General features: G+C 71.0%; 11 protein-coding genes and 1 tRNA gene. 8 read left to right on the forward strand and 4 right to left on the reverse strand.

Features of this window, described 5'->3' with window-relative positions; all coding sequences use genetic code 11:
* Window positions 1-10: 10 nt before the first annotated feature.
* A complete protein-coding gene (locus TSH58p_RS07110; protein ID WP_109068068.1) occupies window positions 11-430 on the reverse strand; it encodes a secondary thiamine-phosphate synthase enzyme YjbQ in 420 nt (139 codons plus the stop codon).
* 92 nt (window positions 431-522) lie between these two features.
* On the opposite strand from TSH58p_RS07110, the gene TSH58p_RS07115 reads away from it, so the two are divergent.
* The 3 genes from TSH58p_RS07115 (at window position 523) to TSH58p_RS07125 (ending at window position 1,972) form a co-directional block, all read left to right on the forward strand.
* The gene (locus TSH58p_RS07115) at window positions 523-966 is read left to right on the forward strand and encodes a CoxG family protein (protein ID WP_109068069.1); all 444 of its coding nucleotides are present in this window, start codon (window positions 523-525) and stop codon (window positions 964-966) included.
* Window positions 967-1,085: 119 nt separating this feature from the next.
* Window positions 1,086-1,751: a nitrogen fixation protein NifQ gene (locus TSH58p_RS07120; protein ID WP_109068070.1), complete on the forward strand. Its 666-nt coding sequence runs from the start codon at window positions 1,086-1,088 to the stop codon at window positions 1,749-1,751.
* 135 nt (window positions 1,752-1,886) lie between these two features.
* A tRNA-Tyr gene (locus tag TSH58p_RS07125) sits at window positions 1,887-1,972 on the forward strand.
* 87 nt (window positions 1,973-2,059) lie between these two features.
* On the opposite strand, the gene TSH58p_RS07130 is transcribed toward TSH58p_RS07125, so the two are convergent.
* The 3 genes from TSH58p_RS07130 to TSH58p_RS07140 form a co-directional block, all read right to left on the reverse strand.
* Window positions 2,060-2,422: a hypothetical protein gene (locus TSH58p_RS07130; protein ID WP_109068071.1), complete on the reverse strand. Its 363-nt coding sequence runs from the start codon at window positions 2,420-2,422 to the stop codon at window positions 2,060-2,062.
* Between the two features lie 8 nt (window positions 2,423-2,430).
* On the reverse strand, window positions 2,431-2,835 hold the full coding sequence (locus TSH58p_RS07135) for a response regulator transcription factor (RefSeq protein WP_109068072.1): 405 nt from the start codon (window positions 2,833-2,835) through the stop codon (window positions 2,431-2,433).
* A 235-nt stretch (window positions 2,836-3,070) separates the two neighbouring features.
* A complete protein-coding gene (locus TSH58p_RS07140) occupies window positions 3,071-3,451 on the reverse strand; it encodes a hypothetical protein (RefSeq protein ID WP_146205811.1) in 381 nt (126 codons plus the stop codon).
* A gap of 542 nt (window positions 3,452-3,993) precedes the next feature.
* On the opposite strand from TSH58p_RS07140, the gene TSH58p_RS07145 reads away from it, so the two are divergent.
* The 5 genes from TSH58p_RS07145 (at window position 3,994) to TSH58p_RS07165 (ending at window position 18,436) form a co-directional block, all read left to right on the forward strand.
* Window positions 3,994-5,433: a hybrid sensor histidine kinase/response regulator gene (locus tag TSH58p_RS07145; RefSeq protein WP_247895521.1), complete on the forward strand. Its 1,440-nt coding sequence runs from the start codon at window positions 3,994-3,996 to the stop codon at window positions 5,431-5,433.
* Window positions 5,434-5,512: 79 nt separating this feature from the next.
* Window positions 5,513-6,928, forward strand: coding sequence for a cytochrome c (locus TSH58p_RS07150; protein ID WP_199230019.1), 1,416 nt, complete (start codon window positions 5,513-5,515; stop codon window positions 6,926-6,928).
* A 63-nt stretch (window positions 6,929-6,991) separates the two neighbouring features.
* Entirely contained in the window at window positions 6,992-7,489 is a 498-nt protein-coding gene (locus TSH58p_RS07155) for a (2Fe-2S)-binding protein (protein ID WP_109068075.1), read from the forward strand.
* Window positions 7,489-9,720 carry a molybdopterin cofactor-binding domain-containing protein gene (locus TSH58p_RS07160; RefSeq protein WP_109068076.1) on the forward strand — a complete coding sequence of 744 codons (2,232 nt, stop codon included), beginning with the start codon at window positions 7,489-7,491 and terminating at the stop codon, window positions 9,718-9,720. Before TSH58p_RS07155 ends, TSH58p_RS07160 begins: the two co-directional genes overlap by 1 nt.
* Before the next feature lie 505 nt (window positions 9,721-10,225).
* Window positions 10,226-18,436: an Ig-like domain-containing protein gene (locus TSH58p_RS07165; RefSeq protein WP_109469184.1), complete on the forward strand. Its 8,211-nt coding sequence runs from the start codon at window positions 10,226-10,228 to the stop codon at window positions 18,434-18,436.
* The last annotated feature ends 93 nt before the right edge of the window (window positions 18,437-18,529 follow it).

The raw sequence follows: 18,529 nt of genomic DNA on the forward strand, positions 1-18,529 counted from the left end.
CGCTTGCCCCTCATTCGCCCAGCAGATGCAGCGCCAGGGTCCGCTCGTGGGGCCGGGCGCGGTGTTCGAACAAGTAAATCCCCTGCCAGGTGCCCAGCGCCATCCGTCCCTCCAGCACGGGGATGGACAGCTGCACCGTGGTCAGCGCGCTGCGGATGTGGGCGGGCATGTCGTCCGGCCCTTCCATCGTGTGGTCGTAGAGCGCGGGGTCTTCCGGCACCAGCCGCTTGAAGAAGCGCTCCAGGTCGCCGCGCACGTCGGGGTCGGCGTTCTCCTGGATCACCAGCGAGGCCGAGGTGTGCCGGCAGAAGACGGTCAGCAGACCGGTCTCCATGCCCTGGGCGGCGACCCAGCGGGCCACCGGCTCCGTCACCTCGAACAGGCCCTGGCCGCGGGTCCGGGTGGTCAGCGTCGTGACGGCCTGCCGCATGTTTGTCGCCCTCCATACTCAATTGCGCGCCTTGGAAGCGGGTCATCCATACACCAAATCGCTTGGCATTCCCGGCCTACAACAGGTGATCCATGGAACTGAACGGCCAGTACCGGATTCCGGCGGCGCGCGAGCGGGTCTTCACGGCGCTCTGCGACCCCGCCGTGCTGCAACGCTGCATCCCGGTGCTGGAGGATATGGACCGGCTGTCGCCCACCGAATACACCGCCCGCGTGCGCGCCACGGTCGGGCCGCTGAACGCGCGTTTCGCCGGGAAGGTCCGGGTGGCGCCGGAGGACGCGCCGCGCTTCTACATTCTCTACGCCGAAGGCAAGGGCGGCCTTGCCGGAGCGGTCAAGGGCGAGGCCCGCATCACGCTGGAGGAGGTGGACGGCCACACCCACCTGTCCTTCACCCTCGCGGCGGCGCTGGGCGGGGCCGTCGGGCGGCTGGCGGTCAAGCTGGTCAAGGCCAAGGCCGACCGCGTCATCGACGGCTTTTTCGAGCGCTTCACGGCGGAAGTCCTGAACGGCTGAACCGGGCATCGGCCGGGCAGCGACAACGCACCTGCAAAAAACCACTTCGCAGTTGCGGGAATTTGGTCCACCATCACGGTCATGACCGAACAACCCCCCGGTGCGGGAGTTCGCCGACCATGATTGCCGACATCGCCGATCCGGCCCTGGCCTTCTCCATCCATTCGCCTGCCCATTCGCCTGCCCATCCGCCCGCCCATCCGCCTGCCGACGCCCTGGACAGCGCACCGGACGGCCCGGCCCTCGACCGGTTGCTGTTCGCCCGCATCCTTGGGCTGGCCGCGCAGCGTGCGGACGGCGTCACCGCCTCCCTGGGACTGACGCGCGACGCGCTGGCCGAACTCATCCGGCGGCACGCGGCGGGCTTCGCCCATCTCCTCCCCCTTCTGCCGGACGACAGCGGCGAGGACGCCATCGAGGAGGAGGATCTGCGGGCCTTCCTGCTCGACCACCGCGCCGCCGGGACGGTCGAGGAGGAGTGGCTGGCGGCCATCGTCGCCCGCCGCGCGCTGGGGCCGAACCATCTCTGGCAGGACATGGGCTTCGCCAACCGGCGGGAGCTGAACGCCATGTTCCGCCGCCACTTCCCGTCCCTGGTCGCGCTGAACAGCGGCGACATGAAATGGAAGAAGTTCTTCTACCGCCAGCTGTGCGAGCGCGAGGGGCTGATGCTCTGCAAATCGCCGAACTGCGAGGTGTGCGACGACTTCAGCGCCTGCTTCAGCGCCGAGGACGGCGATCCGCTGAGCAGCCTAGCCCGCGCGGCCCGTGGCGAAGGGGCCTGAACAAAGTTGCACCGTGGGTGAAGAAAGCCGCTTGACCGGAGCGCCGCCACCCGTTAGATAACGCCACCCGCCGGACGGAAGGCCAAGCAAGGCCCGATGAACGGCAGGTCTCCGATGGTCGCGTCAAGCATCAGCGGAAGGGTGGCCGAGTGGTTAAAGGCAGCAGACTGTAAATCTGCCCGCGTAAGCGTACGCTGGTTCAAATCCAGCCCCTTCCACCATCTGACGCGGCCGGTTCATGACAGGGTCATGGCCGGCCGTTTCCTTTTCCAGCTGCTGTTGAATTGTTGACCCGCCAGCACGCCATGTCAGCGTGGCTGGGCGCCGAGATCCTCGAAGGTCAGGCCCTTGTCGGTGCGGGTGAAGCGGCCCTTGCCGTTCACGGTCATCGCCGGCACGCCCGGCTGCGGCGCGAAGGTCGCCGCGTAATAACAATCATACTGCTTGTCGTCCGGCTTCGGGGCGCCGTTCCGGTATTTGGTGTCGACGCAGCCCTGCTTGCGGAAGCCCTCGAAGCCGCGGAAGCCGCCCTGCCCCTGGCCGTCCAGCGCCCGCCTCGTGTGCGATTCCACCAGCTTGCGCATGTCGGACTCACCCGGCTCCCCCGAACAGGCGGCCAGCGGCAGCACCGCCAGACCGCACAGCACCGCACGCCGCACCACGCCCCCCATCGTCCCCCTCACTTGCCGGCCAGCAGACGGTCCACCCGCTCCTTCAGGGCACCGAAGGACGGCGGCTTCACGACGAAGCCGTTGACGCCCAGGGCCATGGCCTTCTTCACGATCTCGGATTCCGTGTGGTTGGTCAGGAAGACCACCGGCGTGCGGCGGTTCCGCACCTCCGCGCTGGCCCGCAGCTCGGCCAGGAACTGCAGGCCGGACACCGGCTTCATGTCGATGTCGCAGACGATCACGTCGGGGGTGGCGCGGATGCATTCCCGCATGCCGGTCTCCCCGTTGTCGGCCTCGGCGATCGAGCGGAAGCCGATCTGCGAGAGGATCTGCATGATGGTCCGGCGCACGAAGGGCTGATCTTCGATGACCAGGATGCTGTACTGCCCGTAATCGACCGGCTTCCGGTCCATCGCCGCACCCTCCTTCGCCCGAGCCCGGGGAACTGACCAAGGCACTGGTCGGACCAGCCCATGGTCATACAGTCGAACACTGATAAAGCGAGTCCGCCGGACGGGCAACCAAAGGACGGTTACAACTTTTAAAGAATGGAGGATTCCCTGGTGCGGGGCACGGCGACGGACCGCGCGAAGCCGCGCGGCCCTTGTCTCTCCGCATGGATCGAGGCATGTCCGTCCCCGCCGGATGCTAGCGCCGGCTGGGTCCTTGCAACCCCAGGAGGGTGGAAATCACACCGGCGACGAACCGGCGCTCCGGGTGCAGTTCATGCACCGCCACGGCGCGCCCGGCGAAGGACAGCGCCGCCTTCGCCATGCCCGCCGGGTCCGGGCAGGCTTCGCCGTCGATCCGGAAGCGCGTGACGGTCTTGGTCAGTTCGTGCATCGCGGTCAATGGCGGGATGCACATCAGGAAACGGGCGCTGGCGATCGGCGTGAAGCCGCAGCGCTCGAACATGGTCTGCACGGTCACCGGATCGCCCTCCGGCCCTTCGGTCCCGACCTGATAGCGGAGCAACCGCTGCGCCCGCTCCTCCACCGCCTCGGACCAGCCGGCGGTGGCCGTAATCATGGGGTTGATCAAACCTGCCTCCAAATGCACCAGCCAAGGCCGCGCAGGTGCCAGGGATGTTAGATTGTTCGCCAAACGAACAAGGTCAAGAAACATCCCGTATGGTGGAAACCCGCATCCGTTTGAGTACGAAGCAACCGTCGTGCCAGCGGAGAGGAGCGCCCGTGCAGGGCCGCCCCGCCTCACCGCCGTCTTCCCGCATCACCTTGAAACTCCACCTGATTAACCCATGGCGCCCGCATCGACGCCGGACCGGCGCCTTGGGAGTCAACAGCCCAACGGCCGTCCCGGTGCCGTCGGCTGAGCGTTCCATCGCACACAGGACACGTCACATGTGCGGCAATCCGCCGCTGTTTTGGGCACCGCGTGTCGCCGCTTCGCAACCGACACCCTGAGGGTGATCATCATATTCGCGGCACGCGCGCGAATCGTCGTCCGCCCGAAAACATTTCCTGTCCTGCGCTGTTGTGACCTGACGTACGTGGATTCATGAGCCGAACGTTGTTTTGCGGCGGTGAGCGGGGGCCATCGTGGAGACATCCATGCCGAAGGAAAAAGCGGATCCGGACAAACCGGACAAAACTCAGCCGACCAGCGGAGAGGCGTTCCGGGAATGCCTGGAGGCCTTGAACCGCAACCTCGCCGAAGGGCTCCGGACCGCGGACCGCCTCCAGCGCGACGCCAGCCGTCTGGTCCAGGAAAGCGCGCGTCTGGCCGCCGAAATGGCCGAGCAACGCCGCGAAATGGGTCGGCTTCGCGACCGGCTGCACCGCGCCGAGGACAGCCGCGCCGCCCGGGAGGAGGAGCTGCGCTGCGCCCATGAGATGGCGGAGCGTGCCGACCGCGCCAAGGCGCGCTTCCTGACGGCGGCCAGCCACGACCTGCGCCAGCCGATCCAGGCGGCGGCGCTCTACGCCCACATCCTGCGCGGCGCGGTCGGCACGAACCCGGCGGCCAGGGAGGCGGCGGACCTGCTCCAGGCCTCCATCGACAGCCTGAGCGGCATGCTGAGCGGCCTTCTGGACCTTGCCCGGCTGGAGGCCGGCGCGGTGGACGTCGCGGTCACGGAGTTCCGCCCCGACACGCTGATGCGCCGCTTGGCCCAGGAGTTCCGGGCGAGCGCGACGACCGAGGGAACGAGCCTGCACGTCCACCCCTGCGGCGTGGCGGTGAGGACCGACGCGCGGCTGCTGGAACGGATCCTGACCCACCTGCTGTCCAACGCCATCCGGCATGGCGGGGGGGACGGCCGGCGTGTCCTTCTGGGCTGCCGACGGCGCCCCGGCGCGGTGGAGTTCCAGGTGTGGGACGACGGGCGGGGCATTCCCCCCGACGCCCGCGCCGCGATCTTCGAGGAGTTCCACCAGCTCGACAATCCGGAGCGCAGCGCGGCCAAGGGCTTCGGCCTCGGCCTGCCGCTGGTGGCCCGCACGGCGCGGCTGCTCGGCCTGACGCTGGACCTGCGGTCCCAGGTTGGGCAGGGCACCGTCTTCACGGTGACCGTGCCGCGCGCCGACCTTCCCCCCGAACCCGACCGCCGCCTGACCGCCGCCGCCCGCGCCATCGCCGCGGCCGCCACCAGCGCGGCGGTGGCGGCATCCCCGACCGACCGGATGAGGGGCCGGCGGGTGCTGCTGGTGGAGGACGACGAGCGGGTGCGCCACGCCATGACCATGCTGCTGAAACGCTGGGGCGTCCGGGTGACCGCCGTCGGCTCGGCCGAGGAGCTGGCCGACCGCCTGCCCCGGCTGCGCAGCCGCCCGCACGTCGTGCTGGCCGATCACCGGCTCCCACGCGGACAGACCGGCCGCACGGTGGCGGAGCTGGTGCGCCGCCGCTGGGACGTGCCGGTCGTTATCATCACCGGCGACACGGCGCCGGAACGTCTGCGCGAGGCCCGCTCCATCGGCTGCCGCCTGCTGCACAAGCCGGTGGAGCCCGGCGACCTCGCCGCCACGCTCGACGACGTCATGGAGGGGTGAGGGTCCAGAACAATCGCCCGCTCCGCCTGTTCGCATCAGGGGAGGAGCGCGCATGGGGCGACGGAAGACACGGCGTGGAGTGATCGCAGGGGTCGCCGTTCTGCTGGCGCTCGGCGCCGGGGCGGCCGCCTGGGCATGGGAGTCGGCGATCCCGCCGCAGCCGCGCCCGGCGGCGGACGGCTTCGCGCCGGAGCTGGTGGCGGAAGGGGCACGGCTGGCGGCGGTGGGGAATTGCATCGCCTGCCACACGGTGCCGGGCGGACGGTCCTTCGCCGGGGGGCTGGCCCTGCCGACCCCCTTCGGCACCATCCATTCGACCAACATCACGCCCGACGAAGAGACCGGCATCGGCCGCTGGAGCGAGGCGGCCTTCAACCGCGCCATGCGGCGCGGGGTGGACCGCGAAGGCCGGCATCTCTATCCCGCCTTCCCCTACGACCACTACACGCGGGTCAGCGACGCCGACAACCGGGCGCTCTACGCCTATCTGATGACCCGCACTCCGGTGCGGGCGGAGGCGCCGGCCAACGATCTGCCCTTCCCGCTGAACATCCGCATGACGGTCGCCGGGTGGAAATTGCTCCACTTCCGCGAGGGCGCCTTCACCCCCGACCCGGCCAAGCCGGAGGTCTGGAACCGCGGCGCCTATCTGGCGGAGGGGCTGGGCCATTGCGGCGCCTGCCACAGCCCGCGCAACGCGCTGGGCGCGGTGGAGAAGGACCGCGCCTGGGCCGGCGGCGAGGCGGAGGGCTGGACCGCCTACCCCATCAACCACGACTCCCCGGCGCCCGTCCCCTGGACGGCGGACAGCCTGACCTTCTACCTGCGGCACGGCTGGCACCCGGCGCACGGCGTGTCGCGCGGACCGATGGCGGAGGTCACCGGCAACCTCGCCGGGCTGCCCGACGCCGACGTGGCCGCCATCGCCGCCTATGTCGCCGACCGCATGGGTCCCCCCGGCGCCGAGCGCCAGCGCCGCGGCGAGGCCCTGCAAGCCCTGGTCCCGCGCCTCAGCGCCGATGCGGGGGCGCCGCCGGGCTCCGGCCTTTCCGCCGCCGGCAGCCTGACCCGGCCGCCCGCCGCGGGCTCCGCGGGGGCCGCATCCGGGGTGGACGAGCGGGGCGAGGCGATCTACCGCACGGCCTGCGCCACCTGCCACGACTCCGGACGGCCGCAGCCCTTCGGCGGGCTGCCCTTCGCGCTCAGCGCGGCGGTGAACGCGTCCACCCCCCAGAACATCGTCAACGTCACGCTGTTCGGCCTGCCGCCCGGCGACGGCACCGTCAGCGCGGTGATGCCGGCCTTCGGCGGCGCGCTGTCCGACGCCGACATGGTGGCCCTGCTGCGCTATCTGCGCGGTCGCTTCAGCGAGCAGCCGCCGTGGGACGGCCTGGATCGGCTGGTGGCCGACACGCGCAGCGGTGCGCACCATGTGGCCGTCCGCCCCGCCGACGGCATCGAACGGGCGCCCCGGAACGTCGGCGCCGCGGACTGAACGCATGCCCGCTGAACGCATGCCCGCTGAACGCATGCCCGGACGGAATGAAGGGAGCCCATCATGGCGATCGACCTCACGGTGAACGGCACCCCGCAGCGGGTGGAGGCGGACCCGGACACGCCGCTGCTCTACGTGCTGCGCGACGACCTGGGGCTGAACGGGGCGAAGTTCGGCTGCGGGCTTGGCCAGTGCGGCTCCTGCACAGTGATGGTGGACGGGCGCGCCGTGCTGTCCTGCGTCACGCCGATCCTGCTGATGCAGGGGCGCGCCGTCACCACGGTGGAGGGGCTGGGCACCGCCGAGGCTCCCGGCCCCATGCAGCGCGCCTTCATCGAGGAGCAGGCGGCCCAGTGCGGCTACTGCATCCCCGGCATGATGATGCGGGCGCAGGCCCTGCTTCAGGAGCGGCCGGACGCCGACGACGCCGCGATCCGCCGCGCGCTGGAGTTCAACCTGTGCCGCTGCGGCACCCACATGCGCATCCTGCGGGCGATCCGCCGCGCCGCCGACACCATGCGGCACGCGGAGACCGGCGCTCCGTCCGGGAGGGCCGGCTGATGAACGACCACACCCCGTTCCCCCTGACCCGCCGCGGCCTGCTGGCCGGAGGCGGCGCCCTGGTCGTCACCGTGTCGCTGGCCCGCCCCCTGTTCGCCCAGACCGGCGGCGGCGGAGCCCGGCCCGGCAGCCTCGCCCAGACGCCCCGGCTCGACGCCTGGGTCCGCATCGGCGCGGACGGCGCCATCACCGTCTTCACCGGCAAGGCGGAACTCGGCCAGGGCATCCGCACCGCCCTGCTCCAGGTCGCGGCGGAGGAGTTGCGAGTCCCGCCCGCCGCCATCACCCTGGTCACCGCCGACACCGCCCGCACCCCGGACGAGGGCTACACCGCCGGCAGCCAGTCCATGCAGAACAGCGGCACCGCCATCCGCGCCGCCGCCGCCCAAGCCCGCGCCCTGCTGGCGCAGGAAGCGGCGCGGCGCCTCGGCGCGCCGGCCGACGCGCTGGGCTTCGCCGACCAGCGGGTGACGGGGCCGGACGGACGCTCGCTCGGTTATGGAGAACTGGCCGCGTCGCTCGACCTGACCGAGGAGGTGCCGCCGGACGCCCCGCTGACCGCGCCGGACCGTCTGTCGGTGATGGGCCGGCCGCTGCCCCGCGTGGACATCCCGGCCAAGGTGACCGGCGGCGCGGCCTATGTGCAGGATCTGCGGCTGGAGGGCATGCTGCACGCCCGCGTCGTCCGCCCGCCCAGCCCCGCCGCCCGGCTGGCCGCGCTCGACAGCGCCGCCGTGGAGGCGATGCCGGGCATCGTCGCCGTGCTGCGCGACGGCGATTTCCTCGCCGTGGTGGCCGACAAGGAGTACCGGGCGGTCAAGGCGATGCGCGCCCTCGCCGCCGCCGCCCGCTGGGAGGAAACGGCGACCCTGCCCGGCGTTACCCCCCTCCCCGACCTGCTGCGCGGGCTGGAGCGGGAGGTCGGCACGGTGGACGCGAAGGGCGAGGCCGGCGCCGTCGCGGACGGGCCGCGCAGCCTGCGCGCCCGCTTCACCCGGCCCTACCAGCTTCACGGCTCGATCGGGCCGTCCTGCGGCGTGGCGGTGATGGGAGAGGACGGGCTGACCGTCTGGTCGCACACCCAGGGCGTCTATCCCGACCGCAAGGCCATCGCCGAGATGCTGCGCCTGCCCGTGGAGCGGGTGCGGGTGATCCACAGCGAGGGCTCCGGCTGCTACGGCCACAACGGCGCCGACGACGCGGCGGCGGACGCCGCCCTGATCGCCAGCAAGCTGCCCGGCCGCCCGGTGCGCGTGCAGTGGATGCGCGAGCAGGAGCATGCCGGGGAGCCCTACGGCCCGGCCATGATGATCGAGGCCGCGGCCTCCCTGGACGGGAACGGGCGGATCGACCGCTGGACCTTCGACGTCTGGTCCAACACCCACACCACGCGCCCCGGCGGGGCCGGCGCCCTGCTGGCCGCCCGCCATCTGGCCGAACCGTTCCCGGCGGAACCGGCCGCCATGCAGATCACCCCCGCCGGCAACGGCGACCGCAACGCCATCCCGCTCTATGCCATCCCGAACACCCGCGTCCTCTGGCATTTCCTGCCCGACATGCCGCTGCGGGTGTCGGCGCTGCGGTCGCTCGGCGCCTACGCCAACGTCTTCGCGCTGGAAAGCATGATGGACGATCTCGCGCTGCTGGCCGGGGCCGATCCCGTGGAGTTCCGCCTGCGCCATCTGGAGGACCCGCGCGCCCGCCGGGTGGTGGAGCTGGCGGCGGAGCGCTTCGGCTGGGCGGGCGCCGCGCCGGCGCCGGGCTTCGGCCACGGCTTCGCCTTCGCCCGCTACAAGAACCACGCCGCCTATCTGGCGCTGGCGGTGGAGCTGTCGGTGGACCGCGGCAGCGGGCGGGTGCGGATGACCCGCGCCACCGCCGCCATCGACAGCGGCGAGATCGTCAACCCGGACGGCATCCGCAACCAGACGGAAGGCGGCATCATCCAGGCGATGAGCTGGACCCTGTTCGAGCGCGTCGCCTACGACGACACCCGCGTCACCTCGGTGGATTGGGCCAGCTACCCCATCCTGCGCTTCGCCAGCGTTCCCGACCGCATCGACGTCCACATCGTCGAGCGGCCCGGCGATCCCTTCCTCGGCACCGGCGAGGCGGCGCAGGGTCCGACCGCCGCGGCCATCGGCAACGCCATCCGCTCGGCGACCGGCCGGCGCCTGCGCGACCTGCCCTTCACCCCCGACCGGATGCGGGAGTCGACCGCCACCGGATAGCGTTGCCCCGGAGAGGATTTCCACAACGCCCCTGGTGAACAGAACAGACGGCTCGGCACCTTCGGAGCAAGAAGGGGGAAGGCCCGACCGAGGATGGGCAGCCTCACCGCCGCCCGCCGTTGCACCATGCCAAGACGCGACGGGTAGAATTCCAGGTGCAGTGCTTGCTGGCGCAATTTCCCCGCGCACCACCTTTATTTGTCAAAAACGCGGCCCTTCGCACCGCATCGGAATAATAAACCGAATCAATTCACAAATCCATAAGCACTCCACACGCATTAACAATGTATTAAAGCGTCAAATAATGCAATTTGCTGCAATATGAAACATTCCAATGAGCCTTTTTGCTTGTAGGTGACAAGAAATCAGCTGTGGCAAATGCAGCGTCCGTGCGTTGCCTTTATTGACCCGGGCATCCGGTTGTGGGTATGTGAAATCAAAAGGGGTAATCATTTCCTTCAGGGAATGGGGCCCCGGATTGCATCCCACTCAGGAAACGCCCGCCATGACCGAAGCGTCCGCCGCCGACACCACGCACGCCACCACCTCTGGTCGCTTCCCGCGCACGGCAACCGAGATTGCCGTCATCGACACCGCGCTTCCCGGTTGGCGGGACCTTCAGGCGGGGCTTCCGCCCGGCGTGGAAGCGGTGCTGATCGGCGAGGGCCGCGACGGCGTGGCGGCGATGGCGCAGGCGTTGGCCGGGCGTCACGGCGTCCGGGCGCTCCATGTGCTGTGCCACGGCTTCGAAGGCGGGTTGCAGCTCGGCACGGCGCGGCTCGACGAAGCGGCGCTGTCGGCGCGCGCGGCGGAGCTGGCGGCCATCGGCGCCTGCCTTGCCGATGACGGCGACATCCTGCTGTACGGCTGCAACGTGGCGGGCGGCCACGGCGAATCGTTCCTCGACGCTCTGGCCGACCTCACCGGAGCGAGCATGGCGGCGTCGCGGACTCCGACGGGCGCCGCGGATCTCGGCGGCGACTGGGATCTCGCCTGGACGCATGGCGATGTGCGGACCGAAACCCTGCGGATCGACCGTTACGCGGGCGTCCTGATGGCCGCCCCGGAACCCATGGACACCGTCGCCTATGTCGGTGAATCCACCATCACCATCACCTTCGACGGCAACCTCGACAACGCCAGCCAGCCGGCCTTGTCCACCTTCGACGCGATTTCGCCCGGCGACATGTCCTGGGGCACCAGCGCCGTGCTGATCAACGGGACAAAGGTCAACGTGACCGCCGCCGTGGTGTCGGGCAAGACCGTGACGCTGACCGTCAGCAGCACCCTCACGGCCGGCGACTACATCGAGTTCCGCTACGTCGATCCGGCGGGCGACAACAGCAGCGGTGTCATTCAGGCCACCAACGGGCTCGACGTCGCCTCCGTGTTCATCGTGACCACGGTCATGGGCCCACGGCCCGCGGTGGCGCCGGTCCTGCAGAACGCGGCGGTGAACGGCACCTCGATGGTGCTGACCTACGACGTGGCGCTCGACTCCGCCAACCCGCCGGCAACGGGCGCCTTCACCGTCATGGCCGGCACAACCCCGGTCACCGTCACCAACGTCGCCGTGGACGGCTCGAACAAGACCGTCACGCTGACGCTGGCCCAGGCCGTCACCCCCACCGACGCGGTCACGGTCGCCTACATCGACCCGACGGCGGGCAACGACGCCAACGCCGTCCAAGGCACCACGGGCGTCGACGCCGCGTCCTTCGCCGCCCGGCCGGTCACCAACAACACGCTCGACCCGAACGGCACCCCGCCCACGCTGACGCTCACGACGAACGACAGCTATGCCCAGCTCGTGATGGGCAACCCGACCTTCGACCTGTTCAACGCCGTCACCGCCTCGACGGTCGACAGCGGGCAGACCTTCACCGGGATGGTGCTGACCGTCCACCACGTCGCCGGCACCGGCAGCAACGAGTTCCTGAGGATCGCCGGCACCGACATCACGCTGAGCAACGGGACCTCGGGCAGCTTCACCGGCGGCAACTACGCGGTGACGCTGGTGAATGGCGTCGCCACGGTGGCGATCAGCGGCATGGCGCTGAGCAACAGCGCGATGAGCACGCTGATCGACGGCATCACCTACAAGACCACGGCGGCCACGGTCTCCAGCCTCAGCCAGACCAATTTCGGGTTCAGCGAAACGCGCCCCATCGTCCTGCGCTCGATCACCGACAGCGGCGCCACCAACAACACGACCGAGGTCAACAAGCTCGTCACCGCATCGTTCGGGATGCAGACCGGCAGCCTCTCCCCCATCACCATCACGCCGGACAACCCGACCGCCACCTTCACCAGCGGCACCCCGACCCAGCTTTCCTTCTCGGTGAACATCAGCACGCCGCTGACCATGGTGGGAAGCACCATTCAATTCGACGTGGCCGCCCCCAGCGGCTGGACGATCGCGAACCTGAAGCTCGACGGGGCCACGAACAACACCCTGAGCGGCATTGTTTTGATAGGGGTCCAAACGCTGACCTTCGATGTGACGGCGTCCGGCACGGACACGTTCGGCCACTTCCCCATCAGCATATTCACCTCCACCAACGGCCTGTTTCCCCAGGCGTCGGTTTCGTCCGGTTCCGTCCTGGTGACGCTCGCCCCGCCGGCTCCGGTGCTGCAGAGCGCCACGGTGGACGGCACGTCGCTGGTCCTGACCTACGACGTCGCGCTGGATGCGGTGAACGGCCCGGCGGCGAGCGCCTTCGAGGTCAAGGTCGGCGGCAGCACGGTCACCGTCTCCAGCGTCGCCGTGAACAGCGCCAACAAGACGGTCACGCTCACTCTGGCCCAGGCGGTCCAGCACGGGCAGACGGTCACCGTCAGCTACACCGACCCCACCAGCGGCAACGACGCGGCGGCGATCCAGAACGCCACCGGCGGCACGGACGCGGCCACCGTCACCAACCAGCCGGTGACGAACAGCACCCCCGACACGACGCCGCCGTCGATCACCAACGTCACCATCCCCAACCAGCCGGCCAAGGTCGGCGACACGGTGACGGTGACGATCACCGTGGCGTCGGACAGCGACACCTACACGCTGGGCACCGGCAGCACGGTCAACGGCTTCGCGCTCGGCAACCTGACCAAGGTCAGCGCGACCACCTACACCGCCACCTTCACCGTCACCGCCGACGGCCAGCGCACCGGCGACCTTGCGGCCAACCAGGACATCCCGGTCAACATCGTCCTGGTCGACAGCGCCAGCAACGCCAACACCCCCTACACCACCCCGATCAGCCAGAACAACGACCGCATCGACACCAACGCCGCGCCGGTCCTGGCCGTCCCGACCACCCCGCCGACCCTCGTCGACACCGCCGCCAACGACACCTTCCCGCTGATCGACGGCCAGCTCTCCGCGACCGACCTGGAAGGCGACACGCTGACCTTCTCCATCGCCGGCTCGCAGGCCTCCCCGGTCCAGCACGGCAGCGTCACGCTGAGCAACGGCGTCACCTACGACACCTGGTCCACCGGGCCGGGCGGCACCTCCTACGTCAACAGCCAGACCGGCCACTACGCCTACGTGTTCGACGCCGCCTTCCTCAACGGCGTCCCCGCCGGGCCGATGCAGGGCACCAGCACCTTCACCGTCTCCGACGGCAACCGCACCGTCGAGCAGCAGCTCACCCTCAACTTCTCCGGCGCCAACGACAGCCCGGTCCTGTCCGGCGACGTCCGCAGCCTGGCCGCCATCGACCAGGGCGTCGCCGACGCCGCCAACACCGGGACCACCGTCACCGCCCTGCTGGCCTCCGCCGGCACCGCCACCGACGCCGAGTACGACAGCCCCTTCCCGCTGGTCACCGTCCTCCCGCTGGGCATCGCCGTCACCGGCGTGACCAACACCAACGGCACCTGGCAGTACAAGGTCGGCAACGGCGCCTGGACCGACATTCCCACGGGCTCGTCCAACGGCGCGGCGCTGCTGCTCGCCGGGTCGGACCGCGTGCGCTTCGTGCCGAGCGGGTCGGGCTTCACCAACACCGACACCGGCGGCCTGACCTTCAAGGCGTGGGACCGGACCAGCGGCACCGCGGGCAGCACCGCCGACACCACCACCGCCGACGCCTACAGCGCGGGCAGCGCCACCGCGACGATCACCGTCGACGCCGTGCCGACCCTGAGCGCGACCGGCGGCAGCAAGACCTTCGGCGTCGGGGTGGACAGCGCCACCACCAGCCTGTTCAGCGGCGTGGCGGCCTCCACGGTGGAGGCCGGGCAGAGCTTCCGCGGCGCGGTGTTCACCGTCAGCGGCGTGGTCGACGCCAGCGAGGTCCTGACCATCGGCGGCACCGACGTCGCCCTGACCAACGGCGCCACCGCCACCCTGACCGGGCTGGGCGCCGCGGGCGGCAACGCCAGCGTCACCGTGTCGGTGGTCGGCGGCGTCGCCACGGTGACCGTCACCGGCCTGGAGCGCAGCGACGCGCAGATGAGCGCGCTTCTGGGCGGCGTCACCTACAAGAACAGCAGCGGGACGGCGACGCTGGGCGACCGCACGGTGGCCATCGCCAGCCTGACCGACAGCGGCGGCGACACCGGCAGCGCGGCCATCTCCGGCGTCAGCACGGTGGTGAGCGTGGCCGACGTGACGCCGCCGGCGGTTCCGGTCATCACCAGCGCGGCGCTGACCAACAGCGCGACCCCGACCCTGGCCGGCACGGCCGAGGCCGGCAGCACGGTCACCGTCACGGTGGGCGGGGCGACCTACACCACGACGGCGACGGGCGGAAACTGGTCGATCGACCTCGCCACGGCGACGCCGACCACCGGTTCGCTCAGCCTGAACGCCAACGGCACGAACGCCGTCTCGGTGACCGCCAAGGACGCGTCCAACAACACGTCGACCCCCGGCACGCAGACGCTGACCATCGACACCACCGCCCCGACCGCCCCGGCGGTGACCTCGGCGACGCTGACCAACAGCGCGACGCCGACCATCGGCGGCACGGCGGAAGCCGGCAGCACGGTGACGGTCACGGTGGGCGGCGCCACTTACACCACCACCGCGACCGGCGGAAACTGGTCGATCGACCTTGCCACGGCGACGCCGACCACCGGCTCGCTCAGCTTGAACGCCAACGGGGCCAACCCGGTCTCGGCCACCGCCACCGACGCGGCGGGCAACACCTCCACCGCCGGCACGCAGTCGCTGACCATCGACACCACCGCTCCGACCACTCCGGCGGTGACCTCGGCCGCCCTGACCAACAGCGCGACGCCGACCATCGGCGGCACGGCGGAGGCCGGCAGCACGGTCACCGTCACGGTCGGCGGCGCCACCTACACGACGACGGCGGCGGGCGGAAACTGGTCGATCGACCTCGCCACGGCGACGCCGACCAGCGGCTCGCTCAGCCTCAACGCCAACGGCGCCAACCCGGTCTCGGCGACGGCGACCGACGCGGCGGGCAACACGTCCTCGGCCGGCACCCAGTCGTTGACCATCGACACGACGGCGCCCAACGCTCCGACCGTGACCACGGCGCTGAGCAACAGCACCACCCCGACCCTGGCCGGCACGGCGGAGGCCGGCAGCACCGTCACCGTCACGGTGGGCGGGGCGACCTACACCACCACCGCCACCGGCGGAAACTGGTCGATCGACCTCGCCACCGCGACGCCGACCGCCGGCTCGCTCAGCCTGAACGCCAACGGCGCCAACCCCGTCTCGGCCACCGCCACGGATGCGGCGGGCAACACGTCCTCGGCCGGCACCCAGTCGCTGACCATCGACACCACCCTGCCCAACGCCCCGGCGGTGACCTCGGCGGCGCTGACCAACAGCGCGACGCCGACCATCGGCGGCACGGCCGAGGCGGGCAGCACGGTGACGGTCACCATCGGCGGGGCGACCTACACGACCACCGCCACCGGCGGAAACTGGTCGATCGATCTCGCCACGGCGACGCCGACCAACGGTTCGTTGAGCCTGAACGCCAACGGCGCCAACCCCGTCTCGGCCACCGCCACCGACGCGGCGGGCAACGTCTCGGCCCCCGGCACACAGTCGCTGACCATCGACACCACCGCCCCGAACGCTCCGGCGGTGACTTCGGCGACGCTGACCAACAGCGCGACGCCGACTGTTGCCGGCACGGCGGAAGCCGGCAGCACCGTCACCGTCACCATCGGCGGCGCCACCTACACGACCACCGCCACCGGCGGGGCCTGGTCCATCGACCTCGCCACCGCGACCCCGACCGCCGGCTCGCTCAGCCTGAACACCAACGGCACCAACCCGGTGTCGGCGACGGCGACCGACGCGGCCGGCAACACGTCCTCGGCCGGCACACAATCGCTGACCATCGACACCACGCTGCCCGACGCTCCGGTGGTGACCAGCGCCGCGCTGAGCAACAGCACCACCCCGACTGTTGCCGGCACGGCGGAAGCGGGTAGTGTGGTGACCGTCACGGTCGGCGGCGCCACCTACACCACCACCGCCACCGGCGGAAACTGGTCGATCGACCTCGCCACGGCGACGCCGACCGCCGGCTCGCTCAGCCTCAACGCCAACGGCGCCAACCCGGTGTCGGCGACGGCGACCGACGCCTCGGGCAACGTCTCGGCCCCGGCCACCCAGACGCTGACCATCGACACCACGCTGCCCGACGCCCCGACCGTCACCACGGCGCTGAGCAACAGCACCACCCCGACCCTCACCGGCACGGCCGAGGCCGGCAGCACCGTCACCGTCACGGTGGGCGGCGCCACCTACACCACCACCGCCACCAACGGCGGCGCCTGGAGCCTCAACCTCGCCACCGCGACCGCCGTCAGCGGCACGCTCAGCCTGAACGCCAACGGCGCCAACCCCGTCCTGGCCACCGCCACCGACGCCGCCGGCAACGTCTCGGCCTCCGGCACCCAGACGCTGACCATCGACACCACCGCCCCCACCGCCACCGTGCTGTTCGAGGACGACAGCATCGACGCCATCGAGCAGACCAGCGCCGCCTTCACCATCAGCGGCGGCGAGGCCGGGACCAGCTTCACCTGGACGATCACCTCGGCCGGCGGCGGCCAGGTGACGGGCAGCGGCGTGATGAGCGGACCGACCACCCAGGTGACCGGGCTGGACCTCTCCAGCCTGGGCGACGGCACCCTCACCCTCACGCTCGGCCTGACCGACCCGGCGGGCAACGCGTCGGTCCCCTTCACCGCGACGACGCAGAAGCTCACCGCCACGGTGGAGAAGCCCGCTCCCGTCGCCCCGCCGCCGGTGGCCACGGTGGACGGCGCCACCGTCAGCGGTTCGGTCACCACCGGCAGCGACGGCAGCCGCACCACCACGGTGACCATCGCGGCCAGCAACAGCACCCGCGTCGAGGACAGCAGCACCGCCAACGCCGATCTGGCCGACGTGCCGGTGGTGCGCGAGCAGGTGGTCGATGCCCAGACCGGGCAGGTCTCCACGCTGACCACCCTGACGGTCAGCGTCTCCACCGGCGTGGCGGTGACCACCACGGGCAACGCCGAGCGGCAGACCGCCTCCCAGGCGCTGACCGGGGTGACCGGGCTGATCGCCGCCATCGAGGCGCGCACCGACGAGGGCACGGCCTCGCGCGGCAACCTGACCGGCGGCGGCTCGGGCTTCCTGTCGGTGCTGTCCACCCAGGCCCAGCTGCTGGTGCGCACCATCGACTTCAGCGCGCCGGGGGTGGCCGCCGGGCAGGCGGTGCAGACCAAGGTGACCGGCAACACGCTGGGCGGCACCGGCGTCGCCAGCACGGCGCCGACCGCGGTGGTGCTGAACACCACGGCGTTGGCCGGGCCGGTGACCATCCAGCTCGACAACGTCGAGTTCGCGGCGGTGGTCGGCAACGCCACGCTGGTCGGCGGCGACGGCGAGCAGATCGTCTACGGCGACGACCACGAGCAGTACATGTATCTGGGGGCCGGCGACGACATCCTGCACGGCGGCGGCGGCAACGACACGATCGCCAGCGCCGGCGGCAACGACACGCTGTACGGCGACGAGGGCGACGACCTGGTGATGGGCGGCGAGGGCGACGACTGGCTGTTCGGCGGGTCGGGCAACGATCTGCTCGGCGGCGGCGTCGGCAACGACGCGCTGTTCGGCGGGACGGGCGCGGACATCCTGTTCGGCGAGGAGGGCGACGACACGCTGACCGGCGAGGAGGGCGACGACACGCTGGCCGGCGGGGCGGGCAACGACCTGCTGTTCGGCGGGGAGGGCAACGACTTCCTGATCGGCGACGACGGCGACGACACGATCAGCGGCGGGTCGGGCAACGACGTGGCGCTGGGCGGGGCGGGCCGCGACCTGATCGGTCTGGGCGCGGGCGACGACCTGGCCAGCGGCGGCGACGGCGACGACACGCTGTTCGGCGAGGACGGCAACGACACGCTGTTCGGCGGGGCGGGCAACGACCTGCTGAACGGCGGGGCGGGCAACGACGTGCTGTTCGCCGACGGCGGGGCGGACACGCTGTGGGGCGGCGCCGGGGCGGACGTCTTCGCCTTCGGGCGGGCCTCGGGCGGGTCGGTGGTGATGGACTTCCAGGTCGGGGTCGACCGTCTGGCCTTCTACGACGCCAGCATCGACCTCGGCGCGGTGATCCGCTCGGCGCGGGTGGAGGGCGGCAACACCACCCTCGACATCGGGGCGGGCAACCGCATCACCATCCTCGGCCAGACCGGAAACGTCGCCGCCTGGTTCGGCTGAGAAGGCACAGGCGCCAACCGAAACGGCGGGTGCGGGGGCCTTCGGGCTCCGGCACCCGCCGTTGCCGTTTCAGACCGCCGAATGGCGGGCGGC

The organism is Azospirillum sp. TSH58, from assembly GCF_003119115.1.
Lineage (GTDB): Bacteria > Pseudomonadota > Alphaproteobacteria > Azospirillales > Azospirillaceae > Azospirillum.

Bases quoted from the DNA above. Each gene is read 5' to 3' on its own strand.
- TSH58p_RS07110 (WP_109068068.1), bottom strand. From the start codon at position 430: ATGCGGCAGGCCGTCACGACGCTGACCACCCGGACCCGCGGCCAGGGC.
- TSH58p_RS07155 (WP_109068075.1), top strand. From the start codon at position 6,992: ATGGCGATCGACCTCACGGTGAACGGCACCCCGCAGCGGGTGGAGGCG.
- TSH58p_RS07140 (WP_146205811.1), bottom strand. From the start codon at position 3,451: ATGATTACGGCCACCGCCGGCTGGTCCGAGGCGGTGGAGGAGCGGGCG.
- TSH58p_RS07130 (WP_109068071.1), bottom strand. From the start codon at position 2,422: ATGGGGGGCGTGGTGCGGCGTGCGGTGCTGTGCGGTCTGGCGGTGCTG.
- TSH58p_RS07115 (WP_109068069.1), top strand. From the start codon at position 523: ATGGAACTGAACGGCCAGTACCGGATTCCGGCGGCGCGCGAGCGGGTC.
- TSH58p_RS07135 (WP_109068072.1), bottom strand. From the start codon at position 2,835: ATGGACCGGAAGCCGGTCGATTACGGGCAGTACAGCATCCTGGTCATC.
- TSH58p_RS07145 (WP_247895521.1), top strand. From the start codon at position 3,994: ATGCCGAAGGAAAAAGCGGATCCGGACAAACCGGACAAAACTCAGCCG.
- TSH58p_RS07160 (WP_109068076.1), top strand. From the start codon at position 7,489: ATGAACGACCACACCCCGTTCCCCCTGACCCGCCGCGGCCTGCTGGCC.
- TSH58p_RS07165 (WP_109469184.1), top strand. From the start codon at position 10,226: ATGACCGAAGCGTCCGCCGCCGACACCACGCACGCCACCACCTCTGGT.
- TSH58p_RS07120 (WP_109068070.1), top strand. From the start codon at position 1,086: ATGATTGCCGACATCGCCGATCCGGCCCTGGCCTTCTCCATCCATTCG.